The organism is Cellulophaga geojensis KL-A (assembly GCF_000568425.1).
Taxonomy (GTDB): Bacteria; Bacteroidota; Bacteroidia; order Flavobacteriales; family Flavobacteriaceae; genus Cellulophaga; species Cellulophaga lytica.
This window is the reverse complement of record NZ_ARZX01000003.1, coordinates 188310-213575: the sequence shown is the minus strand read 5'-3', so window position 1 is coordinate 213575 and position 25266 is coordinate 188310. Positions and strand designations below refer to the sequence as shown.

Sequence of the window (25266 nt, the reverse complement as noted above, 5' to 3'; positions counted from 1 at the left end):
CGAACCATGGACCCCCTGATTATGAGTCAGGTGCTCTAACCAGCTGAGCTATAGGACCCGCATTTTGCGGATGCAATATTACTATTTATTTTGTTACAATCCAAAAGAACATTGCAGTTATATTTACTTTTTTTATTCTGCCACAGTTGGTGCTTCTTGGCAAAGCTCTATTAATGTGCCATTTGTACCCTTTGGATGTAAAAAAGCAACTAATTTATTATCTGCTCCTTTTTTTGGTATTTCGTTTAAAACCACAAAACCTTCAGCTTTTAAACGTGTAATTTCTGCTACAATATCATCTACCGCAAAGGCTATATGGTGTACACCCTCTCCTTTTTTTGCTATAAATTTTGCTATAGGGCTATCTTCTTTTGTAGCCTCTAACAACTCTATTTTATTTGGTCCTTGCATAAAAAAAGAGGTTTTAACACCCTCAGACGCCACTTCTTCTTCTTTGTAGCTTGGTATACCCAGCAATTTTTCAAACAAAATATTAGATGCTTTTAAATCTTTAACCGCTATTCCTATATGTTCTATTTTTTGCATAATTTATCTTTAAAAATATAAATGCTAAAATTACAACAATTAATCTTTTAGCTAATACCTAGGATACTAGGTTAAGGTATAGGAGTCTAATAATATAAATTGTACTTTTGCCCCATGGAAACTCAAAGACAGAAAAAAATAGGAGGCGTAATACAAAAAGATATCGCAGATATCTTACAACGCGCAGTGATTGATGGTGGTTTGCGTGGTACACTTATATCTGTTTCTAAGGTGGTTGTTACTACAGATTTATCTATAGCTAAAGTATATATTAGTATTTTTCCGCATAAAAATGCAGATGAGCTTTTAGAAGGTATAAAATCTAACCAACCATTAATAAAGCATGAGCTTGCTCAACGTACCAAAAACCAATTGCGTCGTGTACCAGAATTGTTATTTTTTATAGACGATTCTTTAGAGTACATAGACGGTATTGAAAAATCTTTAAAGGGAGAGGATAACCCTATAGAAAATCCAGATTTACTAGAACGCAGAAAAAAATCTTAAGATTGAATTTTCCGCTATACATCGCTAAGCGTTATGTACGTTCTAAAAGCAGTCAAAACGCTGTAAACATTATCAATTTTATTACATTTTTAGTAATTGTTATTGGTTCTGCAGCGCTTTTTATTGTATTATCTGGCTTTGCCGGATTAAAAACATATAGCCTTAGTTTTAGTGAAAGTTTTGACCCAGATTTAAAAGCTTCTCCGTTAACCGGAAAATTTATATCGGTTTTACCAGAACAAGAAACCAAATTACAAAATATAGATGGTGTACTTTCTTTTTCTAAAGAACTAGAAGAAAAGGTATACTTTTTACATAATGAAAAAAGTCATATTGGCTATATTAAAGGTGTAGATAGTAACTACAATAAAGTTACAAGCGTAGATAGTACCTTGTACTTTGGCGAGTGGTTACTAGATAGCCAAAGAGGTGTAGTAGGTATTGGTATTGCAAATTTACTAGGGCTAACGGTTAACAATTACAGGAGCCCTTTGCAAATATTAGTACCCAAACCAAAAAAAGGTGCGGTTAACCAAGGCGGATTTAATAAAACACCCTACAACCAGCACAATGTTGTAGTTAGTGGTATGTATAACGTAGCAGAGGACTTAGATAAAAAATACCTTTTTACGAGTTTACCTGTAGTTCAAAAATTACTAGAGAAAGACAGTTTACAGATTTCTGCTATAAATTTTAAGGTTGATGGAACTAAAAATATTAACAGTATTAAAAAAGAAATTGCTGCTGTTTTTAACCAAAATATAGTTTTAAAAGATAGGCAAGAGCAAAATAGCACGTTACACCGTATGCTAAACACAGAAAACTTGGCTACATACCTAATTTTTACATTAGTACTTATAATTGCCTTATTTAATGTTGTAGGCGCTATTATTATGATGATTTTAGATAAAAAAGAAAACTCTAAAACATTATACTACCTAGGAGCTACTATTAAGGAGTTGCGCAAAATTTATTTTGTACAAGGCACACTTGTTACCAGTATTGGTGGTTTGGTTGGTGTTTTTATTGGATCATTACTAATATGGTCTCAACTAGCTTTTGGTTGGCTAAAAATAAACGCTTTTTTAGCTTACCCTGTAGAGTACAAAATACTAAATGTTGTAATTGTACTAGCTACTATTATTGTACTAGGATTAATATCTGCTAAAATTGCAAGTAGCAGAATTAGCAAAAAATTAATTACACAATAAAAAATAAAAACACTTCTTTTTAGGTCTCTACCCAACAAAACGTTGCACCTAATTCTAACTGTTAAGAGATTAAATTAAGCAATTAAAAGTGCCAATTATTTAATGCTTTGGATTAAGAAAACTGGTGATCACCAAACTTATCTAAAACCTCATCAAAAGCAGCAAAAACATCTACAGAATCGTCACTAGTTACCATTTTCATACGGTACTGTTTAAAATCTGGTATTCCTTTAAAGTAGTTGGTATAATGCCTACGGGTTTCAAAAACACCTAGCTTTTCACCTTTCCAATCTATTGCCATTTGTAGATGTCTACGGGCAGCTTCTACGCGCTCTTGCATTGTTGGTGGTGCTTTGTGTTCTCCTGTTTTTATAAAGTGTTTAACCTCATTAAAAAACCAAGGGTAGCCAATACTTGCTCTACCAATCATTGCGCCATCTAAACCATATTCATCTCTCATTTTTACAGCAGCTTCTGGAGAGTCTACATCGCCATTACCAAAAACAGGAATATGCATACGTTGGTTATTTTTAACCTGAGCAATTGGTTTCCAATCTGCATTACCTTTATACATTTGCACACGTGTTCTGCCGTGTATAGCTATTGCTGCACAGCCAACATCTTGTAAACGTTCTGCAACCTCAACAATTTTAATAGAATCTGTATCCCAACCCAAACGAGTCTTTACTGTAACAGGTAATTTCGTGTGCTTTACCATTGCATCGGTAAGCTTAACCATTAAATCTATGTCTTTTAAAATACCAGCACCAGCACCTTTGCTTACTACCTTTTTTACAGGACAACCAAAGTTAATATCTATAATATCTGGGTTAGATTTTTCTACAATCTCTACAGAGCGTAACATAGAATCTAAGTTTGCGCCAAAAATTTGTATACCTACAGGTCGTTCTTTCTCATAAATATCTAATTTCATAACGCTTTTAGCTGCATCACGAATTAAACCTTCTGATGAAATAAACTCTGTATACACCACATCTGCGCCCTGTTCTTTGCACAAAGCTCTAAATGGTGGGTCGCTTACATCTTCCATTGGTGCTAACAGCAACGGAAATTCTGGTAACTGTATGTCTCCTATTTTTGGCATTTGGCAAATTTACAACATATCCGTTACCTAAAAAACAGAAAACATTCTATCTTAACCCTATATCTTTAGAAATTAATAACCTTACGTACTTAGGAGTATATACCATTGGTCGTTTTTAAACATAAAAAAAGCGGAAATCCAGTTAAGGAAATCCGCTTTAATAATTATAGTTGTTAGCTAGTGTTATTGCTTATTCGTTAGAAGCCATTAGTGCAAAAAACTTATCTATGTTAGGTAAGATTACAATACGTGTTCTTCTATTTTTAGCTCTATCTTCTTTAGTATCGTTAGACGCTAAAGGAACATAACTACTTCTACCAGATGCAATTAATTTTTCTGGAGCTACGTTATATTTAGTTTGTAACTTACGTACAATAGATGTTGCTCTTAATACACTTAAATCCCAGTTATCTGTTACTTTAGGAGTGCTTATAGATCTAGAATCTGTATGCCCTTCTACCATAACCTCTATACTAGGCTCAGAGTTAATAACGTCTGCTAATTTTTGTAAAATAGCGTCTGCTTTGTTGCTTACATTGTAGCTAGCAGTGTTAAATAATAACTTATCAGATATAGAAATCATAACAACTGTATCATCAATATCAATTGCAATATCTTCATCTTCATTTAAGCTATTTGTACCAATAGATTTTTTTAAGTTGTGAGACAATGCCAAGTTCATAGAATCTTTAAGTGTTTTAGCACCCATTAATTGTTCTGGACTAACATTTTTTAACGTCTCGCGCATTTTAGCTTTAACGTTATTACTAATAACTGCACCATCTGCAGAAATTAATTTTGCATCGTTATCTTCAGTTAATGCATTTATTTTAGAATTATAATCAGCAACTCTTGCTTCTATTTTAGCAAACTTAGCTTCTAACTCTTCTTTTTCTACTGCAGTCTTGGTTAATTGACTTTTAGTTTCACCGTGAGCTTGTTGTAATTCTACATATTTCTTTTTTGAAACACATGATCCTAATAAAACTACCGCAGTTAATGCTAATGATATTTTCTTCATAATTTATGTTTTGTTCTGCAATAGATACGTAGATAAGATTAAAATAGATTTTTTATTTTAAAAATTCTTATCTTAATGACTGATAATAAAGCACTTAAAATCTAAATTTTTTAACAAAAGTTGCTGTTAAATTTAAAACCATTGCGTTAAAACAGTATAAAATCAGCATAAAAAAAGAGGAACTAACAGATTTTATGTGGTTTACAATTAAAAATTGTAATTAATTTTAGATGTGCTTTAAAATTAGACCCTTATAACCTGTAAAATATAAACTATATTTGCAGCTACTTTAGTACTATATATGAAGAATATTCGAAATTTTTGCATTATTGCACACATAGATCACGGTAAAAGTACACTAGCAGATAGACTTTTAGACTATACTGGTTCTGTAACAGATCGTGAAAAACAAGATCAACTTTTAGATAGTATGGACTTGGAGCGAGAACGTGGTATTACCATAAAATCGCACGCCATACAAATGGACTTTGAATACAAAGGAGAAAAATTTATTTTAAATTTAATAGATACTCCTGGCCACGTAGATTTTAGTTACGAGGTGTCTAGATCTATTGCTGCTTGTGAAGGTGCTTTATTAATTGTAGATGCTGCACAAAGTATACAAGCACAAACCATATCTAACTTATATCTTGCTTTAGAAAACGACTTAGAAATAATTCCGGTTCTTAATAAAGTAGATTTACCTAGTGCAAACCCAGAAGAAGTTACAGATGATATTGTAGAACTTTTAGGTTGTGCTCCAGAAGATGTTATACACGCAAGTGGTAAAACTGGTTTTGGTGTAGATAATATTTTGGCTGCTGTAATAGAACGTATTCCTGCACCAGTTGGTAATGTAGACGAACCTTTACAAGCCTTAGTTTTTGACTCTGTTTACAACCCTTTTAGAGGTGTAGAAACATATTTTAGAGTTATTAACGGTGAAATAAAAAAAGGACAAAAAATAAAATTTGTAGCTACAGATAAAAGTTACTTTGCAGATGAAGTTGGTACCTTAAAACTAAACCAAGTTATTAAACAAAGTGTAAAAGCTGGTGATGTAGGTTACTTAATTACGGGTATTAAAGATGCGCGTGAGGTTAAAGTTGGTGATACTATTACAGATTCTGCCAACCCAACTATAAACCCTATTGATGGTTTTGAGGATGTAAAACCTATGGTATTTGCTGGTATTTACCCAGTAGATACAGATGAGTTTGAAGAATTGCGTTCTTCTATGGAAAAATTGCAATTAAATGATGCCTCTTTAGTATTTGCACCAGAAAGTAGTGCTGCTCTTGGTTTTGGTTTCCGTTGTGGATTTTTAGGAATGCTGCATATGGAGATTATACAAGAACGTTTGGAGCGCGAGTTTAACATGACGGTTATTACTACAGTACCTAACGTTAGTTACTACGCATTTACGCGCAAAGACCCAGATACTCCTGTTATTGTTAATAACCCTACAGATTTGCCAGACCCATCTAGCATAGACCGTGTAGAGGAACCTTACATAAAGGCAACCATAATTACAAAATCAGACTTTGTGGGTAATGTAATGTCTTTGTGTATAGAAAAACGTGGACAAATTACAAACCAAACGTATTTAACACCAGAGCGTGTAGAGCTGTCTTTTGATATGCCACTTGCTGAAATTGTTTTTGATTTTTATGACAGATTAAAGACGGTTTCTAAAGGATATGCTTCTTTTGATTATACGCCAATTGGTATGCGTACCTCTAAATTAGTACGTGTAGATATTTTATTAAATGCACAACCGGTTGATGCCTTATCTGCTCTTATACACGCAGACAATGCGGTACATATTGGTAAAAAAATGTGTGAAAAATTAAAAGAGTTAATCCCAAGACAACAGTTTGATATTCCTATACAAGCTGCCATTGGAGCAAAAATTATATCTAGAGAAACAACAAAAGCATTACGTAAAGATGTTACCGCTAAATGTTACGGTGGTGATATTTCTAGAAAACGTAAACTTTTAGAGAAACAGAAAAAAGGTAAAAAGCGTATGCGCCAAGTTGGTAACGTAGAAGTACCACAAGAGGCGTTTATGGCGGTATTAAAACTTAACGATTAATACACCTATTACTTTATATATAAAAACCTTCATTTTTTAATGAAGGTTTTTTGTTTTACTGCTCTAGCCACTTTCTAAACTCTGCTGTAGTAGATGAGCTTGTCATTACTTTGTCTTTTACACCAACCATTTTTAATAATAATCGGTTTTTAAAATATATGCTGTTAGCTACCGTTTTTTATCTCCAATAGACTGGATATTTTCGTTTTTTACTAATATTATTAAATATGAGAGCTATAATGGTAATTACAAGAGCCCCGGTTAATACTGGGTTTAGCAAAAACATTAAAGATTCAGCTCCAAGAATTACAACAATTGGATTGGCTCCTGCTGGCGGATGAGTTGTTCCTGTCAGTTGCATTATAGTTATAGCTAAGCCTACACCTAAAGCTAGAGAGTACCATTCATTTCCGAATATATAAAAGCAAACTAGACCTACTATGGCAGCTACAATATGCCCACCTATAATATTCCTAGGCTGAGCTAAAGGACTATTTGGTACGCCAAAAGCTAAAACACAAGTTGCACCAAAGGGTGCCATCAAAAAAGGATGGCCTGTATAAAATGTTAGTAATGAAACAGCTGTTATTGCTAAAAAGCCACCCAAACCCGAGTAACCTGAGAATTGAAACCCTAAAGATTTTGGACTTTTTTCTTTTGTCTTTAGTTTTGATATGTAATATTTCATAAAACTTTTATTTTTAAATATTTAATAGTTTTATTGATAATTTCTTGATTTCTATAAACTTGACTTTCTACAAGACAAGATTCAAATAACATATAAATCAAAAAAGATTTATGTTCATCTCTAACAATATCACTAAAAAAATGCTGTAGTTCAAGTTTGTGATTCTTAATAATTTCATAAGCATCAATATTTTTGTACTTCAACTCAGATAACATATTTAGGAATACACAACCCCCAAAATTTTCTTGGTGGTTCATAAATTTCAAATATTCAAATGATTTTATAATTTTCTCCTCAGATGTTTCAAATTCAATTATAAAATTTCGTAGTCCCTCAAACCATTGAATATGACGTTGAGTTAGATATTCAAATGCTAACGAATCTTTAGATTTAAAATGATCATAAAAACTAGCTTTTGCAACATTTGAATTTTTTATAATTTGGTTAACTCCTGTTGAATTAAACCCTTGTTCTCGAAAAAGATTCGAGGCTACATCTAAAACTCTTTCCTTAGGTTTCGGTTTTTTCATACTACAAACATACAATAAAAACAGAGCATTCTGTCTGTTTTTATTGTATGTTTGTTTTAATAAAGCAAAGAGAATGCTTTGTTAATTATTATCATCAATTCTGTTTTGCTCCTCTTTAGATGAATTTTCTCTGTTTTTTTGCTTGCCATATCTAGACCCAAAACTGTAAGATACTCTTAATTGTACATTTCTTCTAGACTCGTTACTTTCTACATCTGCATTAAGGTTGTTGTAATTAATTTTACCAACAAAACCTCTGTTTAGTATTTTATTTAATCCAAAATTTACCTTTAACCTATCATCTAAAAAAGTTTTACCTAAGGATAAATCTAAACCAGCAAACCAGTCTACATCCATACCACCATCTAATGCACCAGTACCGTAGTTACCGCTTATTTCTGCATTAATTTCCCAAGGAAGCTCATAACTAGCTTGTGTAAACCAAATAAGGCTCCATTTGTCTAAATTTAGGTTATCTGGTGCAGACTTTAATTTGTTGTAATTTACAATAAAACCCGTAAAACCATCTACACCCTTTATAAAGCTTAAAGACCCAAACAACCTAAAATTCCAGTTTTCTTTTTCTGTTAAATTAATTGTAGTTCTACTAATTTCTGCTGTCTCTGTGTTTTGAGATATGTATTGAAACATTGCATCTTTAGTACCGTTGTAAGCAATGGTAAAAAATGGCTGCCCATCAAAAGTTAAATTAAATTGATAATTATTTGTAAATGATGGTTTTAAGTTTTCATTACCAACGTCTGATGATAACGGATCATAATACGTTACAAATGAGTTTAATGTACTGTAACTTGGTCTACTAATACGGTAACTATAAGCCACGTTAGCACTTAAGTTTTCGTTTAGTTTTTTACTTACAGATGCACTAGGGAACAGTTTAGATATTTTACGTTCTCTACTTTCATTTGTGGTGCTAGAGGTTCCTTTTGTGTTACTATCTTCAAAACGTAAACCTCCAGAAAAAGACCAATCTCCGCTTGTAATATTTAGTTTAGAATACACTGCAAAAATATTTTCTTCTACTAAAAACCGATTACTAGCATCTTCATCAAAAACAAATTCACCATTAGTATCTTCACTAAAAGACATTAAATCACTATCTGTGTCAACATCTGCATATTTACTACCTAAACTTAGTTTAAAGTCTTCTGTAAATTGTTTAGAATAATCTATCTTATATGTTTTTATTTGATATTCTCCGTCTTGTAAATAGCGCTGATTTGTATAAGGTACTGTACTACCCTCTAAAGAAGATATGGTATTAATATTATCATTAGTATAGTCTACAAAATTAAAATCTGCTGTTAGTTTTTGTGTTTCTGTTTTATACTCGTAATATGGATTAACATTAAATACTGTTTGATCTCTGTTAAAACTATTTTGTGATAGTAAATAATCTGTAGTATTAGCAGTAGTAATTATGTTGCTACTTTTAGAGTTACGGTCAGAGTCTGTAGTAATGTTTCTAACACCAACACCAATGCTGTGTTTATCTGTAATGTAATAATCTAAACTAGCACTAGCCCTTAAACTTTGCGGGTTATAAGGTTCTATTGTAGCTTGGTTATATGTGGCGTCTTCTACGGTTCTTTTAATAAACAAATCTTCTCTCCAGGTAGGACTAGAATACCCTGCACTTGCCTGCCAATTTAGTTTGTTTATATAACTACCAATAGATGCGCTTGTACCATATTCTACACCTTCATCTTCACCTACCCAGCCAACAATAGTACCATGTGTACCAAGCTTTACATTTTTCTTTAAAATAATATTTAATATTGGTCCAGAACCAGCAGCATCAAACTCGGCACCAGGTTGCTCTATCATTTCTACTTTGGCTATGTTATCTGCAGGCATATCGCGCAGCAAAGTGTTCATATCCATATAATCTGTGGTTTTACCATTAATTAATATTCTAATATTGCTTTGGCCTGCGTAGCTTATACCATTATTGCTAACAATTATACCAGGTACACGTTTCATTACATCTTGTAAGTTAGAATTTAACATTTCTGAATTTTCTAAATCTACAATAAGCTTTTCTGCTGTTTGCCTAATAACTGGTCTTTTACTTTTAACAACAACCTCGTTTAAAGATTCTGCTTCTTCTTGTAGTTCAAAGTCAAAAAATTTGTCTGCTGTTAATGTAAATGCTTTAGATGTTTTAGTTTTAAAACCAAGCATAGAAACCTCTATATAATATGTTCCATTTTTTACTGAGTTAAAGGCGTACACACCTTGCTTGTCTGATATAGTACCAGTAACAACCTCTTTAGAAGATTGGTTGTATAAAATTACGTTTGCATATTCTAAAGGTACTGTGTTCTCTGTAATAGTACCAGAGATTGTGTTTTGTGCCTGGACACTTAGTATGCCCAGTAATAAAATAAAAATAGTTTTTGTTAATGTTTTCATGACTGTTGATTATGATTGATGCCATAAATGTATAATAACTAATATATTACAGAAACTATTTTCTGATAAGTTGGGATAAAATAAGGTTAAACCCTATTTTTTTAGTGACCAATTGTAACTTGCATAAACAACAAAGGCTTTCTGTAACAGAAAGCCTTTGTTTTAAAAAAATATGTACTTTTTATTCTTCTTCAGTAATATCTGCGTGTTTATCTACATCTAATATTTTACCTAAATAAACAAGCTCATACCCTTCTGTAATATCTGTAAAAGATTTACTAAACGATGGTATAATGTGCAACTCACCATCTGGAGATTTTAAAAATATAGGTATTATACTTTCATCTGCCTTGGTAATTTCAATTAAACCTTCATAATGGGTTTGGTCTTTTAGTTTTATTTCATGTATTGATGGATATTTACGTGCAGCCTCCATTAACTTAATAAAATCATCTGTATGAGAAAACAAACCTTCTTTAGGGTTGTTTTGTGGATCGTTCATTTCATCTGCATTTACCAGTCTAAATGAACCGTTTTCTCCAAATTGCTTTTCAAACTTTTTTACTGCAAAGTTGTTAATGTCTGAGTTTGCTGTTAATGCCATAACGTAACCCATATCACTCAACTCTATATTATCTGTTAAAGAGTCTGAATAAATATTGGCACTAATAGCATCTATACCTAATTTTTTTGCTTTGCTAATATTAGTTTGGTTATTGTCTATTAATACTACATGCCTGTTGTGTTCTTTTAAATATTGGGCTATTAACCTAGACAATTTAGAGGCTCCTATAATTAAAATACCTTCAGATCTTTTTAAGAAAACACCAACAAGTTTGGCAAACATTCTTGCTGTGGTTGCATTAAGTAAAACCGTACCTAATACAATAACAAAAACCAAAGGAGTAATGTAATCTGCCCCAGGGACACCCTTAGAAAATAATTTAGAACCAAATAACGATGCTATACCAGCTGCTACAATACCTCTTGGACCAACCCAACTTATAAATAATTTTTCTTTTAGTTGAAGATTAGATCCTCTTGTGCTTAAAAATACACCAAGCGGCCGTACAACAAATACAATAACTGCAAAAAGAATTAAAGTACCCCAGTTAAAAATAAGTTCTAAATCTGCTATGTTTATGTTAGCAGATAACAATATAAATAAAATAGATATTAGTAGTACGCTTAAAGATTCTTTAAAGTAAAGTAACTCCTTAATATTAGGTAAGTCTGTATTACCCATTACCATCCCCATTACCACTACGGCTAGTAAACCAGATTCATGTGCAAAAACATCAGACATTACAAATACAAGTAATACTACAGATAATGATACTACATTAAGCAAATAATGAGGTATAAAATTACGTTTTACTGCTGCTGTTAAACCGTGTGCAAACGTAAAACCAAAAGTAGTACCAAATAAAAGTATTTTACCAAACTCTATTAAAGCAGTAAAGGTAAAGTCTCCTCCACCACCAACACTAATAAACTCATATACCAAAACGGCAACTAAAGCACCAATAGGATCTATTAAAATACCTTCCCATTTAAGAACTGCAGAAATATCTTTTTTTAAAGGTATGTTTCTTAAAATTGGAGTTATTACCGTTGGACCAGTTACTATAATTAATCCTGAAAATAAAAATGAAATAGACCAACTTAACCCTAAAATATAATGAGCAGCAATACCTGCACCAAAAAACGTAACCACAGAACCTATAGTTATTAACTTAGAGATTACAGGACCTATATTTTTAATCTCTGATCGTTTTAAAGTTAAACCACCTTCAAACAAAATAATACTAATTGCAAGAGACACAAAGTAATACAAACTATCACCAGGAAAAAGTCCTGTTTTTCCGTTCCAAATTGGCTCTATAATTTTACTGCTGTCTTCTGTAAAAAGTGTGGATATTGGCCCCACTATTAACCCTATTAAAATTAAGGGCAAAATTGCAGGTAATTTTAATTTCCAAGCAAACCACTGCGCTAGTATTCCTAGTATTATAATTCCGGCTAATTCCAGCATAATTTATTTTTTTTGAAAAATAGCATTTTAATTTTAAAAAGCAATTTTAACCTGCAAATAAGTTTTGTTATATAATTGTGCTATCTTGGGCTAAATTTAGCTTATGATATATAAAAATCGTCCTTTTAAAACGATTCTTTTTGGATTTGCTTTTTCTCCAAAATTAGAGATAAATATTTTGGAGACTACCAGAATTGCTCATTTTTTTAAGGCTAAATTAATATTGCTTCATGTAGGTGCTAAAACACCAGAAAAAGAAGCAAAAATTACAACTATCTTAAACCAAACAGCATACAAAAATTTAGATATAGAAGTAAAATGGGAAAAAGGTGATCCTATTACTGTTATTACTACTGCCTGTAAAACTAGCAACATAGATTTGTTAATTATTGGAGCTTTACAAAAAGAAAAAATATATCAATTTTATGTAGGTTCTATTGCGCGTAAATTAACACGTAAAGTTTGCTGTTCTGTACTGCTACTTATTAAGCCTTCTAAAGAACGTATACCCTGTAAAAGCATTGTTGTAAACGGCTTAGATGCGCCAGATACGCCACTTACTATAAATGCTGCCTTTTATATTGCTAACGCACTTGGTGCACCACAGCTAACAATTGTAGAAGAAATTTTGCAAAAAAATATTCAGGTAAGTGTACAGGATGATAAAACACTGAAAAAAGCAAATATTGTTAAAGAGCGATTAAAACACCGAGAAGAACAAAGGGTTAGAGAAATTGTAAAAGATATTCCTGATGCTTGTAAAGAAGGAATAAAAGTAAAAAACCAAGGTATTTTTGGCAAAAGAGGCTACTCTATTGGCCATTATGCAGAAATTGTTAGGGCAGATTTATTGGTAATGAATGCTCCCTCTAAAACAGGAATTTTAGATCGTATTTTTCCGCATGATATAGAATATATTTTATCTGATTTACCAACAGATTTATTTATAATACGTAATCGATTTGACTCCGAAAACAAATAAAACAAAAACGTTTGTAAGCGCACTACCAAAGAATATTTTTTCTGGCTTTGTAGTTTCATTAATAGCATTACCCTTAGGGTTAGGTTTGGCACTTGCCAGTGAAGCACCTCCAATTTCTGGTGTTATTGCTGCCATTGTAGGTGGTTTTATAGTTTCTATTTTAGGTGGCTCTAATGTTACAATTACTGGACCAGGTAATGGTATGGTAATTGTTTTATTAAGTGCAATTTATACGTTAGGTGAAGGCAATTTATACCAAGGATATTTATTTACACTTGCTGCTATTATTGTTTCTGGATTTGTTATGATTTTGCTTGGCTTTTTAAAAATGGGCAGATTGGCAGATTTTTTTCCTGCATCTGCTATAGAAGGTATGCTAGCTGCCATTGGTATTGGTATTTTATCTAAACAGTTTCATATTATGTTAGGTAATAATAATGTTAGCGGTAATATTGTTCCATTAGTACTAAAGTTTCCGTTTGCAATACAAAACCTATGGTTAACAACAAATAGTAGTATTTTAGCCGCAGCTGCCATTGGCGTAATTAGTTTGTTAATAATGGTTTTTTATGCCAAAATAAGAAACAAATATTTTCAATTAATACCTGCTCCTATGTGGATAATTGTATTGGTTGTAAGTTTAAGCTATGTATTGGCTGGTATAGGTGTTAATTACCCCTTAACCGAAGATTTTTTAGTAAAAATACCTGCAGATGTTACCTCTAATTTGGCATTCCCAGATTTTTCAAAAGTATACCAACCTAACTTCATTATAGCTGTTTTTTCTATTACCTTAATAGCAAGTATAGAGTCTTTACTTAGTATAAAAGCTGTAGATAAGTTAGATACATTAAATAGGCGCTCTAATGTTAATAGAGATTTAAAGGCTTTAGGTGTAGCCTCTATTACAAGTGGGTTTTTAGGCGGTATAAATGTTGTAACAGTAATTGCACGTAGCTCTGTAAACGTTAATAACGGGGCAACAAACAGGTCTGCCAATTTCTTTCAGGCATTTTTTTTAACGGCATTTGTACTTCTTTTTCAAGAGCAATTACGTAAAATACCTTTAGCTGCACTTGCAGCTATATTAGTTTATACAGGTTATAAGCTTGCTACACCAAAAACACTTCAAAAAATTGCTAAAATTGGTAAAGAGCAAATAATTATATTTTTAGTTACCCTTTTAACAACACTATTTACAAATTTAATTACAGGTATTAGCGCTGGTATTTTAATAACGTTTATTATACATATTATACTTAACAAAAGTTTTACGCTGTTTTTTAGTAACTTACTAAAACCTAACATACTAATGTATAAAGAGCCAGACGGTGGTAACTTTTATATTAGTGTAAAATACTTTTGTAGCTTTTTAAATTTTTACAAACTAAAAAACAAACTAGATGCCATACCAGAAGATAATATTGTGGTTTTAGATTTTTCTATGTGTAATTTTGTAGATCATACTGTTATGGAAGGTTTAGAGGGCTATGTAGATACCTTTAGTAAAAAAGGGGGTAGCATTGAGCTTATTGGACTAGATAAACATGGTACCGACTCTGCACACCCATTTGCAATACGTAAAATTCTTCCGTTTGCTACAAAATTAACTCCTGTAGAGGGCAACCTTACTAAAAGGCAGTTGTTACTAAAAAATACAGCTTCAAATTTTAAATGGGACTACATACCAGAGAAAAATAAAAATGCAGATTTTTTAACAAATTTTGTTTTCTTTAAAAGTAGAGAAATACGCTATTTTTATAATCAACTTAAAGCAAAAAACAATAAAGTTGCTCTTATGGATGTAGAGTTTACTGAAGGTGCATTTATAGCAAGAGAAGTAATAAAAACAACCGTTTTACACATAAAATTAGATAGAGAAGTACCTGTTTTTACTTTAGATAAAGAAGGTCTTATAAAATACTTGTATAGCTTAGCTGGCTTTAAAGAGTTAAATATAGAAAATCATCCAGATTTTAATCGTAGGTTTTACCTTAGTGGAGAAAAACCAAAGCAAATACAACAGTTATTTACAGATGAACTTATTCTATTTTTAGAAAGTAATCCTTATTACCACATAGAGTGTAACGGATCTGCTCTACTAATTATTAAAAAAGAACGATTATTAAGTGTACAAGAAGTAAAAGCAATGCTATATTTTGGCAAGCAATTGCATCAAATTTTACAATAATGTTAACATAATTTAGCGCATTATAAACATTTTAGTTTACCTAATTTTGTAAGTATGAAGATTTACCCAATAGAAACAGGCAATTTTAAGTTAGATGGTGGTGCAATGTTTGGCGTTGTTCCAAAATCTATTTGGACCAGAACAAACCCAGCAGATGCTAATAATATGATAGATATTGCTGGCCGTTGCTTATTAATAGAAGACGGCAACAGACTTATACTTATAGATACTGGTATGGGTAACAAACAATCTGATAAATTTTTTGGCTACTACTACATGTGGGGAGACCATACTTTAGATAACTCTTTAAAACAATTAGGTTTTAGTAAAGATGATGTCACAGATGTATTTTTAACACATTTACATTTTGACCATTGTGGTGGTTGTGCTGTTTGGAACAAAGATAAAACTGGTTTTGAAGTAGCTTTTAAAAATGCAACATTTTGGACTAATGAAAACCATTGGAACTGGGCAACAAAACCTAATGCACGTGAAAAAGCATCGTTTTTAAAAGAAAACATAATGCCAATGCAACAAAGCGGGCAATTAAAATTTTTAAAACCTAACCAGCATCAATTTGAAGCTGAGTCTGAGCTTGGTTTTGGTATTTTTTATGCAGATGGCCATACAGAAAAACAAATGATACCACACATACAATACAAAGGTAAAACACTAGCTTTTATGGCAGATTTATTACCTACAGTTGGCCATATACCACTACCTTATGTTATGGGTTTTGATACTAGACCTTTATTAACATTGTCTGAAAAAGAACTATTTTTAAACACTGCTGCAGATAATAATTATTACTTGGTACTAGAGCATGATGCACACAACCAAGTTTGTACTGTAAAACACACAGAAAAAGGAGTAAGATTAAATGAGACTTTTACCTTTAATGAGCTTTTTAATTAAGCGTATAAATTACGCTCTACACCATTTATAAAGAAATTACTAAATTCATCAAAATAATAAATACACAAATTAAATTAACATAATATGAATATCAGACTATCAAAATCTGTTTTAAGCTTATCAGCTGTAGCCCTAATAATGGCTAGTTGTGGCTCTGCTCCTACCTTGGTTTCTACTCCTGTAGAAAACATAGATGCTTTGCCTTTAAAAGTATCAGAACTTACAGAGCAACAAAAACAAAACTGGGGTCATGCAGATCTTGCTACAGACACTATACCAGGAATGAGTGTAGATAAAGCCTACAAAGAACTTATTGGTAATAAAAAAGGAACCAAAGTTATTGTAGCAGTTATGGATTCTGGAATGGATTTAAACCACGAGGATCTTAAAAATGTTTTATGGACAAATAAAAAAGAAATTCCTGGTAATAACATTGATGATGATAACAATGGTTTTATTGATGATGTTCATGGATATAACTTTTTAGGAGACTCTTATAATGAGCAATTAGAAAGCGCAAGAATTGTAAGGTTAGGTCTTGGTGATGCTGCATTACAAGCAAAAGCTAAGGCAGAAGTAGAAGCAGACTATGCTGAAGCTTTAGCTGGTAAACAAAGATATGAACAAATTTTACAAGCTGTAAAAAATGCAGATGAAGCTGTTAAAAAAGAACTAGGTAAGGATAGCTATACTAAAAAAGATTTAGCTGGTATTACTGCTAAAGACGAAGCTATGCAACGTAACTTAGCAGTGTTAAACCAAATGTATTCTTTTAGTGCTTCTATTCCTGAAGCTATAAAAAGTATTACTGGTGGTATTACATACTTTACAGACCAAGTAAACTACAACTTAAATAAAGATTTTAACGGAAGAAAACCAGTTGGAGACAATCCTTACGATATTACAGATACAAAATATGGTAATGGTAACCCAATGAACACTGTAGATACAGAAAGTCACGGTACACACGTTGCTGGTATTATTGCTGCAGAGCGTAACAATGGTAAAGGTGCTAATGGTGTTGCTAATAATGTAGAGTTAATGAGCATTAGAGCTGTACCAAATGGAGATGAGTATGATAAAGATATTGCCTTAGGTATACGTTATGCTGTAGATAACGGAGCTAAAGTTATAAACGCTAGTTTTGGCAAGGCATACTCTCCTAAAGCAGAATGGGTATATGAAGCTTTAAAATATGCTGCAGAAAATGATGTACTTTTTGTACACGCAGCTGGTAATGATGGTGCTAATTTAGACGATTATGAAAATCACCCTAACTACCCTAATGACCAAATTAAAAATGGTGCAGAATTTGCAGATAACGTAATAACAGTTGGTGCATTAGCTAACAAATACGGATCTACAATGCTTGCAGATTTCTCTAACTACGGTAAAATAAATGTAGATGTTTTTGCACCAGGAGCAGAAATTTATTCTACTGTACCAGGTAGCAAGTATGAGTTTATGGGTGGTACATCTATGGCTTCACCTGGTGTTGCTGGTGTTGCTGCTGTAATTAGATCTCAGTATCCTAAATTAACTGCTGCACAGGTTAAAAAAATAATTATGCAATCTGGTATTGCAACTAAAACTAAAGTGGTTATTGGTGGAGATCCATCAAACAACAATACATTAGCTAATATATCTACATCGGGTAAAATGGTAAACTTATACAACGCACTTTTATTAGCTGAAAGCGTTTCTAAAGGAAAAGTAAAATTATAATTATGAAAAAATTATTAATAGCAGGGATAGCAGTGTTTACAACATTGCTTTCTCCTTTATCTGCACAAAATAGTCCGTATTGGCAACAACACGTTGATTATTCTATGGAGATAGATATGAATGTTGAAAACTACCAGTATGATGGAACACAAAAATTGGTATACACAAACAACTCACCAGATGAGCTAACACGTGTGTATTACCATTTGTATTTTAACGCTTTTCAGCCAGGTAGTGAAATGGATGCCCGTTTACATAGCATTTCAGATCCTGATGGAAGAATGACGGATAAAGATAAAAATAGCAGAATTGCTACTTTAAAAGAAGATGAAATTGGCTTTATTAAGGTTTCTTCATTAAAACAAGATGGTGTTCCTGTAAAATACAGTGTAGAAGGTACTGTTTTAGTAGTAGAATTGGCTAAGCCAATTGCTGCTGGTGCTAAAACAACTTTTGATATGGTTTTTAAAGGCCAGGTTCCTGTGCAAATACGTAGATCTGGTCGTAATAGCAAAGACGGTGTGTCTTTATCTATGACGCAGTGGTACCCAAAATTAGCTGAGTATGATTTTGAAGGTTGGCACGCAGACCCATACATTGCCAGAGAATTTCATGGTGTTTGGGGAGATTTTGATGTAAAACTTACAATAGATAAGGATTACGTTGTTGGTGGTACAGGTTATTTACAAAATGCTAATGAAATAGGACACGGTTATGAGGCTCCTGGAACTAAGGTTAAAAAGCAACGTGGTAAAAAATTAACATGGCATTTTAAAGCACCTATGGTACATGATTTTATGTGGGCAGCAGATCCAGATTATATTCATGATACGCTACAAGTAGAAAACGGACCATTATTACACTTTTTATACCAAGGTGATGATGCTGAAATTAAGGCAAACTGGGAAAAAGTACAACCTAAAGCTGCAGAAATGATGCAGTTTTTTAGCAAAAATATTGGTAAATACCCATACAAACAATACTCTATTATACAAGGTGGAGATGGTGGTATGGAGTACGCTATGAGTACATTAATTGCTGGTGGTAAAAAATTCGGTAGCCTTGCAGGTACAACTGCTCATGAAATGGCACACTCTTGGTTTCAGCACGTATTAGCAACTAATGAAGCTAAACACGAGTGGATGGATGAAGGATTTACAACATTTATTTCTTCATTGTGTATGAATGAGGTAATGGATCAGAAAAAAGATAACCCTTTTGAAAGATCTTATGGAAGTTATTACTACCTAGTAAAATCTGGAAAAGAGCAACCACAAACTACACACGCAGACCGTTACCATGAAAATATGCCTTATAGCATTGCTGCTTACAGTAAAGGATCTGTGTTTTTATCACAATTAGGCTATATTATTGGTCAAGAAAACTTAATGAAAACAGTACGTAAATACTATGAAGATTTTAAGTTTAAGCACCCAACACCTAATGATATTAAAAGAACAGCAGAAAAGGTATCTGGTATGGAGCTAGACTGGTATTTAACAGACTGGACACAAACAACTAATACAATAGATTACGGTATTAAAGAAATTACAGAATCTAATAACAGCTCTACAGTAGCTTTAGAAAGAATTGGTTTAATGCCAATGCCTTTAGATATTTTAGTTGTTTATGCAGATGGTACTAAAGAAACATTTTATGCTCCTTTACGTATGATGCGTGGTGAAAAAGAAAACCCATATACAGATTTAAAAAGAACTGTATTGCCAGATTGGCCTTGGGCAAACTCTAACTACAGCTTTACTATTAACAAGCCAAAAGCAAGTATTAAAGCAATTGTTATAGACCCATCTAACCTTATGGCAGATATAAATAAAGAAAATAACGTTTATCAGGCAGAGTAAAATCTTCCTTTTAACTACCAATAAAAATCCGTTTAGAGCTTTGCTTTAAACGGATTTTTATTTTCTAACCTAACTATTAATAAACCAATAAGACTTATAAATAATAACTTTATAATACCTTTGCTCTTTAGTAAAGATGTGCAGTTGCGTTAAACACTCATTTTTATCAAATTAAATAATTAATACATTTTTAATGTCTACCCAAAAACAACAAAATACTCCTAATTTTAAATTTCCTACCAAGGAAAAATTAAAAAGCAGAAAGTTAATAGGAGAATTGTTTGCAGACGGCAAAAGTGTATCTAGCTACCCAGTAAAACTAATTTACTTGCCTTGCAGCTTACAAAATACACCCTTAAAAGTAGGTGTTTCTGTACCTAAACGTAATTTTAAAAGTGCTGTAGACCGTAATAGAATTAAAAGATTATTACGAGAAGGTTACAGACTTAACAAACACGTAATTTTTAACAACATAGATAAAGATTTTGCGTTACTATTTTTATACCTTGGTAAAAAGATGCCAGATTACGCTGAAATAGAGAAATCTGTTGCAGAGGTGCTTGCCAAATTTTATAAGAAAGTAAACAATGAAGAACGTATTTAAAAAAAGAATAATAATTCCGGTTTTTGCCGTTTTTATTTTAATAGGAGCCAGCAGTTTTAAAGGCGATTTTTTTGAAATAGCAAAACAAATTGAAATTTTTACTACGCTCTTTAAAGAGTTAAATATGAATTATGTGGATGAAACCAATCCTGCAGAATTAATGGATAATGCCATTAAAAATATGCTAAATGGTTTAGATCCTTATACTCGTTTTTTAAATGAACAAGATGTAGAAGCTTACCGTATTAATAATGCTGGTAAATACTCTGGTATTGGTGCTACTGTACGTACTTACAAAGATAAAATGCTAATTATAGAAGCCTATAAAGACCTTCCTGCAGATAAGGCTGGTTTAAAGGCTGGTGACGAGATTATTAAAATTGGCGATACAGATGTTGCAACTTTTAAAGATGATGCAACAGAACTTCTTAAAGGTGCTAGTAACACCGGTGTTAGTGTTGTTTATAAAAGACAAGGTAAAACAAACACTACAACTATTAACAGAGAAGATATAGAAGTAGATGCTGTGCCATTTTACAAAATGGTAGATGAAACTACGGGTTACATTGTTTTAACAAAATTTAACCAAAAGGCATCTTCACAAACAAAAGAAGCTTTAGTAAACCTAAAAAATGAAGGTGCTAAAAAAATTATACTAGATTTAAGAGGAAATCCAGGTGGTTTATTGTCTGAAGCTATAAATGTTACCAATTTATTTGTTCCTAGAGGAGAACTTATTGTAACCACAAAATCTAAGGTTAAAAAGTTTAATAAAACATACAAAACTAGAAATGCTCCGGTAGATACAGAAATACCTTTGGTAGTACTTGTAAATGGTTCTAGCGCATCTGCTAGTGAAATTGTTTCGGGTAGTTTACAAGATTTAGACAGGGCTGTAATTGTTGGCGCTCGTAGTTTTGGTAAAGGTTTGGTACAAAGGCCTCTTAAGCTTACGTATGGTACGCAATTAAAAGTTACCATTTCTAGATACTATACTCCTAGCGGAAGATGTATACAATCATTAGATTATTGGCATAGAGATGAAAACGGTAAAGCCGTAAAAAATACTAAGTTTAATGAGTTTAAAACCAAAAACGGACGTAAAGTACAAGATGGTGGTGGTGTTTTACCAGAAATACAAATTGCTGCTGCTAAAACAAACTCTTTAACAAAAGCACTTATTGTTAACAATGTTATTTTTGATTTTGCTACAAACTACTACTACAATAATAAAGTAAATAGTATTGCAGATTTTAATTTAACTGATGCAGATTTTGCAGATTTTAAAGAGCACGTAAACGCCTCTAATTTTTCATTTGAAACCGATACAGAAAAAGCATTAACGGCTGCTATAAATAGTAATGACAACGCCATTTTTGGTGAAGAAATTCAGGATAAATATAAAAGTCTTTTAGTAGACATCAATAAAAATAAAATTAAAGCTTTAGATAAGTACAAAGCACAAATTGTAAAAAATATTGAAGACGAAATTGTAAAACGTTATTTTTACAGAGATGGTTTGTATGAGTATTACTTATCTCATGACGATGCTATTTTAACAGCAACAGAATTGCTTAATAACGCTACTAAATACAACGATTATTTAAAGTAGAATTATCTTATATGATTGATGCTTATCTAGAAAATAAACTATTAAAATTAGAAAAACAGGAAGAGTTAGTAATTAATAAAGGTAAAAGGTTATATAAAACATCTACTATATACCCACTTGATAAATTGTTAATAGCTGTGTTGGACAGGTCTTTAAATTTAATTAGTGGATTCATTCTATTAATTAAAAATGAAAATTTCACTGCTGCAAGTCATTTAATAAGGTGTCATTTAGATAATTGTCTTAGATTATCTGGTGCTTGGTTAGTAGATAACCCTCAACATTTTGCTGAACAAGTTATAAAAGGAATAAAAATATCTAAAATAAAAGATAGATATGGTAAAAAATTATATGATAATTATTTAGCACAACAAATGAATAAAAATTATCCTGGGATTTCTGATGTTTATGATGAATGTTGTGGTTTCATACATTTAAGTAATAAACATATATTAATGTCTTCAAAACTTATTGATTCAAATAAATTAGAATTTAAAATAAACAAAAGAGATTCTTATATATCAGACGAAACAAAAATTAAAGCCATAGAATTAATGGAAGATATTACCAAAATGGTGCTTGATTTTAGTGAAGATTATATCGAAACAAAAATTAAAGTTGATAAAAATTCTACTAAATAACTATGTCCATTTACCAAAAAATGGCCAGTATTGGTCAAAAACTATTTTCTAAACACATTTTGTTTAAATACGGATTTAATTATTCGCCTATGTACAAAAGAAGTACTGGTAAAATAATTGAAATTACTAAAGATTTGCTACACGTTAAAGTGAAAATTCCTATTAGTTGGAAAAACAGAAATTATGTAAATTCTATTTTTGGTGGTAGTTTGTTTTCTGCTGTAGACCCAATACCTATGATACAGTTGTTGTATTTAATTGGGGATGATTATGTGGTTTGGGATAAAGCTGCAGATATACGATTTAAAAAGCCTGCCAAACAAAATGTTTATGCAGATTTTAGATATACTGAAGAAGAACTACAAGATATTAAAAACCGCATTGCTACAGAAAACGAAATTGAGGTTAAAAAAACTACCGAAATAAAAAGCGAAGATGGTACTACTACCTTTTGCGTGGTACATAAAACCATTTATGTAGCCAACAAAGAGTTTTACAAGCAAAAAATGAAAAATAGAAAGAAACTTAAAGCCTAGTGTAACTAAAAAGCTACCTAAATTTATAGATAGCTTTTGTTATGACTATACTTTAAAAAGAAAGTATATTTAATTAACTTATTTTACTAAGGTACTAAGTTTGGTGTGTAAATTACTTCTCCAAAATATCTCCCAGTAATTTTATGCCCTTTATCATCAACCATATCAAAAGTTAATTCATAATAATCATTTTTACTACTTATTATGGTTACTGTTCCTCCTACTATTTCAGGATCAGATACATCGTCTGTTTCATCTGTAGTTGTAAAATATATACCAACAAATGTAAATGGTTCAATATCATCTTCATCACTATAATTATAAGTTCCTGGGGCTAATTTATTAGGTGTATCTGTATAAATTTCTAATTCAAAACCATAACCTTCACCTTCATAACCATATTCTTCATTAAGCTCAAAACCTGTACTAAGTAAAGTTAAATCTATATTATAAGTATCACCATTTGGATAATCACTGTAATCATCTGTAAATCCTAAAATTAAACTACTTTCTACATCATCTACTTTAATAAAGTTTTTATCTTCTGATGTAGCGTCATCATCACTATTACAGCTAGTTATAAATAAAGTAAAAGTTAATACGGTAAATAAATAAAATGTTTTTTTCATAATTAATCTAAAGTTTAGACACAAACTTACATTATTTTTTGAAAAAACTTACATAAATAATTTATAGAGTACCGTTAATATATTTACTATCATAAAACACTTTATTCTATAAAAAGTGCTGCATTTTTAAGTTCTAAAATAGCTTCTGTATTTTGGTGTAACATGCGGTTACTTTGTAAATATCTGTTTAAATTAAACTCATCAAAATTAGTAGCGTCTTTATCTATACTACTAATATGTACACGGCCAGAAGAATGTATAAATTGGTTGTTACCAATCCACATACCAACATGTACTACTCTTTGTTTGGTAGAATCTGTTGCTGGTCTTCCAAAAAACAATAAATCACCAACTGCTAGCTTACTAAAATCTTTATCTTTATCTACTACTGTACCTGAGTTTACTTGTTGTGATGCATCTCTTGGTAACACCATACCATTTAAAAAGTATATTGTTTTGGTAAAACCGCTACAATCTACTCCTTTACTAGATGTGCCTCCCCATAAATACGGCAAACCCATTAATTGTTTAGATGTTGCTACTAAAGATTCTTGTGTTGGGTTTAATGCTCCCAACCAACTATTATACGTTTGTGCTTCATCTTTTTTAACAAAAGCAATTCTACCATCTGGGTATTTAACTTGGTAAAATAGACCTTTATCAACAACCAATTCTAAAATACTACCAGCTACTAAATCTGAAACAGTTTCTTGACCTGTTGTTGATACGTAAGAAAAACCTGTAATATTAGTGTATATTATTTTTTCAGTTGCTTTCCAGGTTTTAAAATCATCATTTTTTAAAATTTCTATACCACCTTTATCTACCCAAGCCAAATAATTGTCTGGTGTTTGTATAAGATACCAATCGCCATCATTTTTATACACTTTTACTGGTGTACCTAAAGTTGCTTGTGTAGCAAGTTCTTGTGAGTGTCCTGCTTTACTTCTTAAATTGGCAACAGAAATTTTTACAATAGCCCAATTGCTATTTTTAAATTCTGCTGTTGGTAGTAATTGTATACTGTCTGTATATTCAATTTTAGCCTCATTTAGCTTTGTTTTAAGCTCGTTTACAGCTTTTGGTAGGTTGGTTTCACCTGTTAGTACATATTGTTTGTCTGCAGCTTTAGAATCAATATTAAAAAGAGCTACACGCTTATCTGGTGCATACTCTTGTTTTACTTGGTTTACATATTCTAAAACAGGATTTTCTGCTTCTGTAACTACTTCATTTTTACAACTACCTAAAACCATTAATAATATAAGGGCTATAAATGGTATTTTAGAATTGATTTTCTTCATCATTATAAACGTATTTATTTGGATGAGTGAAATTATGAAAATTTTATTTTAATGTAGACAAAATGAACATTGTAATGTTAATAACTAC

21 protein-coding genes are annotated in these 25266 nt (G+C 31.7%); 12 read left to right on the top strand and 9 right to left on the bottom strand.

The features are described 5' to 3' along the window. Nucleotides 1–132: 132 nt before the first annotated feature. On the bottom strand, nt 133–546 hold the full coding sequence (mce, locus tag KLA_RS04575) for a methylmalonyl-CoA epimerase (protein ID WP_013620865.1): 414 nt from the start codon (nt 544–546) through the stop codon (nt 133–135). 114 nt (nt 547–660) lie between these two features. Between mce and rbfA the strand changes: the two genes are divergently transcribed. Both rbfA and KLA_RS04565 read left to right on the top strand, forming a co-directional pair. Continuing rightward, nucleotides 661–1053, top strand: a complete 393-nt coding sequence (gene rbfA, locus KLA_RS04570; protein ID WP_013620866.1) for a 30S ribosome-binding factor RbfA — start codon at nt 661–663, stop codon at nt 1051–1053. A gap of 2 nt (nt 1054–1055) precedes the next feature. After that, nucleotides 1056–2264 carry an ABC transporter permease gene (locus KLA_RS04565; RefSeq protein WP_034644317.1) on the top strand — a complete coding sequence of 403 codons (1209 nt, stop codon included), beginning with the start codon at nt 1056–1058 and terminating at the stop codon, nt 2262–2264. 112 nt (nt 2265–2376) lie between these two features. Here KLA_RS04565 and dusB read toward each other — a convergent pair whose 3' ends face one another. Together dusB and KLA_RS04555 are read right to left on the bottom strand one after the other, a co-directional pair. Then, nucleotides 2377–3369 (bottom strand): tRNA dihydrouridine synthase DusB, encoded by a 993-nt coding sequence (dusB, locus tag KLA_RS04560; protein WP_013620868.1) that lies wholly within the window; start codon nt 3367–3369, stop codon nt 2377–2379. A 190-nt stretch (nt 3370–3559) separates the two neighbouring features. Continuing rightward, a complete protein-coding gene (locus tag KLA_RS04555) occupies nt 3560–4390 on the bottom strand; it encodes a flagellar motor protein MotB (RefSeq protein WP_013620869.1) in 831 nt (276 codons plus the stop codon). Between the two features lie 301 nt (nt 4391–4691). Here KLA_RS04555 and lepA point away from each other — a divergent pair, with 301 nt between their 5' ends. Next, nucleotides 4692–6488: a translation elongation factor 4 gene (lepA, locus tag KLA_RS04550; protein WP_013620870.1), complete on the top strand. Its 1797-nt coding sequence runs from the start codon at nt 4692–4694 to the stop codon at nt 6486–6488. Between the two features lie 178 nt (nt 6489–6666). On the opposite strand, the gene KLA_RS04545 is transcribed toward lepA, so the two are convergent. The 4 genes from KLA_RS04545 to KLA_RS04530 form a co-directional block, all read right to left on the bottom strand. Beyond that, a complete protein-coding gene (locus tag KLA_RS04545; RefSeq protein WP_034644314.1) occupies nt 6667–7176 on the bottom strand; it encodes an HPP family protein in 510 nt (169 codons plus the stop codon). Beyond that, entirely contained in the window at nt 7173–7706 is a 534-nt protein-coding gene (locus tag KLA_RS04540) for a TetR/AcrR family transcriptional regulator (protein ID WP_034644312.1), read from the bottom strand. The genes KLA_RS04545 and KLA_RS04540 overlap by 4 nt, the downstream gene beginning before the upstream one ends. 81 nt (nt 7707–7787) lie before the next feature. Continuing rightward, nucleotides 7788–10142 carry an outer membrane beta-barrel protein gene (locus KLA_RS04535; RefSeq protein WP_034644310.1) on the bottom strand — a complete coding sequence of 785 codons (2355 nt, stop codon included), beginning with the start codon at nt 10140–10142 and terminating at the stop codon, nt 7788–7790. A 181-nt stretch (nt 10143–10323) separates the two neighbouring features. Then, complete coding sequence (locus KLA_RS04530) at nt 10324–12177, bottom strand: cation:proton antiporter (RefSeq protein ID WP_034644308.1); 1854 nt, start codon at nt 12175–12177, stop codon at nt 10324–10326. A gap of 103 nt (nt 12178–12280) precedes the next feature. Here KLA_RS04530 and KLA_RS04525 point away from each other — a divergent pair, with 103 nt between their 5' ends. From KLA_RS04525 to KLA_RS04485, 9 genes are all read left to right on the top strand, one after another. Continuing rightward, entirely contained in the window at nt 12281–13159 is an 879-nt protein-coding gene (locus KLA_RS04525) for a universal stress protein (RefSeq protein WP_013620874.1), read from the top strand. Next, the gene (locus KLA_RS04520; protein ID WP_034644306.1) at nt 13140–15350 is read left to right on the top strand and encodes a SulP family inorganic anion transporter; all 2211 of its coding nucleotides are present in this window, start codon (nt 13140–13142) and stop codon (nt 15348–15350) included. The genes KLA_RS04525 and KLA_RS04520 overlap by 20 nt, the downstream gene beginning before the upstream one ends. A gap of 54 nt (nt 15351–15404) precedes the next feature. After that, complete coding sequence (locus KLA_RS04515; RefSeq protein ID WP_034644305.1) at nt 15405–16265, top strand: MBL fold metallo-hydrolase; 861 nt, start codon at nt 15405–15407, stop codon at nt 16263–16265. Nucleotides 16266–16349: 84 nt separating this feature from the next. Continuing rightward, nucleotides 16350–17990, top strand: coding sequence for a S8 family peptidase (locus tag KLA_RS04510; RefSeq protein ID WP_013620877.1), 1641 nt, complete (start codon nt 16350–16352; stop codon nt 17988–17990). A 2-nt stretch (nt 17991–17992) separates the two neighbouring features. Continuing rightward, the gene (locus tag KLA_RS04505; protein WP_013620878.1) at nt 17993–19852 is read left to right on the top strand and encodes a M1 family metallopeptidase; all 1860 of its coding nucleotides are present in this window, start codon (nt 17993–17995) and stop codon (nt 19850–19852) included. A gap of 193 nt (nt 19853–20045) precedes the next feature. After that, nucleotides 20046–20456: a ribonuclease P protein component gene (rnpA, locus tag KLA_RS04500; RefSeq protein ID WP_013620879.1), complete on the top strand. Its 411-nt coding sequence runs from the start codon at nt 20046–20048 to the stop codon at nt 20454–20456. Then, the gene (locus tag KLA_RS04495; RefSeq protein WP_034644303.1) at nt 20440–22068 is read left to right on the top strand and encodes a S41 family peptidase; all 1629 of its coding nucleotides are present in this window, start codon (nt 20440–20442) and stop codon (nt 22066–22068) included. The genes rnpA and KLA_RS04495 overlap by 17 nt, the downstream gene beginning before the upstream one ends. Before the next feature lie 11 nt (nt 22069–22079). Next, complete coding sequence (locus tag KLA_RS04490) at nt 22080–22709, top strand: hypothetical protein (RefSeq protein ID WP_051456037.1); 630 nt, start codon at nt 22080–22082, stop codon at nt 22707–22709. A 2-nt stretch (nt 22710–22711) separates the two neighbouring features. Next, complete coding sequence (locus KLA_RS04485) at nt 22712–23245, top strand: DUF4442 domain-containing protein (protein WP_034644300.1); 534 nt, start codon at nt 22712–22714, stop codon at nt 23243–23245. Nucleotides 23246–23331: 86 nt separating this feature from the next. Here KLA_RS04485 and KLA_RS04480 read toward each other — a convergent pair whose 3' ends face one another. Beyond that, nucleotides 23332–23874, bottom strand: coding sequence for a hypothetical protein (locus KLA_RS04480; protein WP_034644298.1), 543 nt, complete (start codon nt 23872–23874; stop codon nt 23332–23334). 101 nt (nt 23875–23975) lie between these two features. Then, on the bottom strand, nt 23976–25181 hold the full coding sequence (locus KLA_RS04475; RefSeq protein WP_034644297.1) for a C40 family peptidase: 1206 nt from the start codon (nt 25179–25181) through the stop codon (nt 23976–23978). Nucleotides 25182–25266 lie beyond the last annotated feature (85 nt).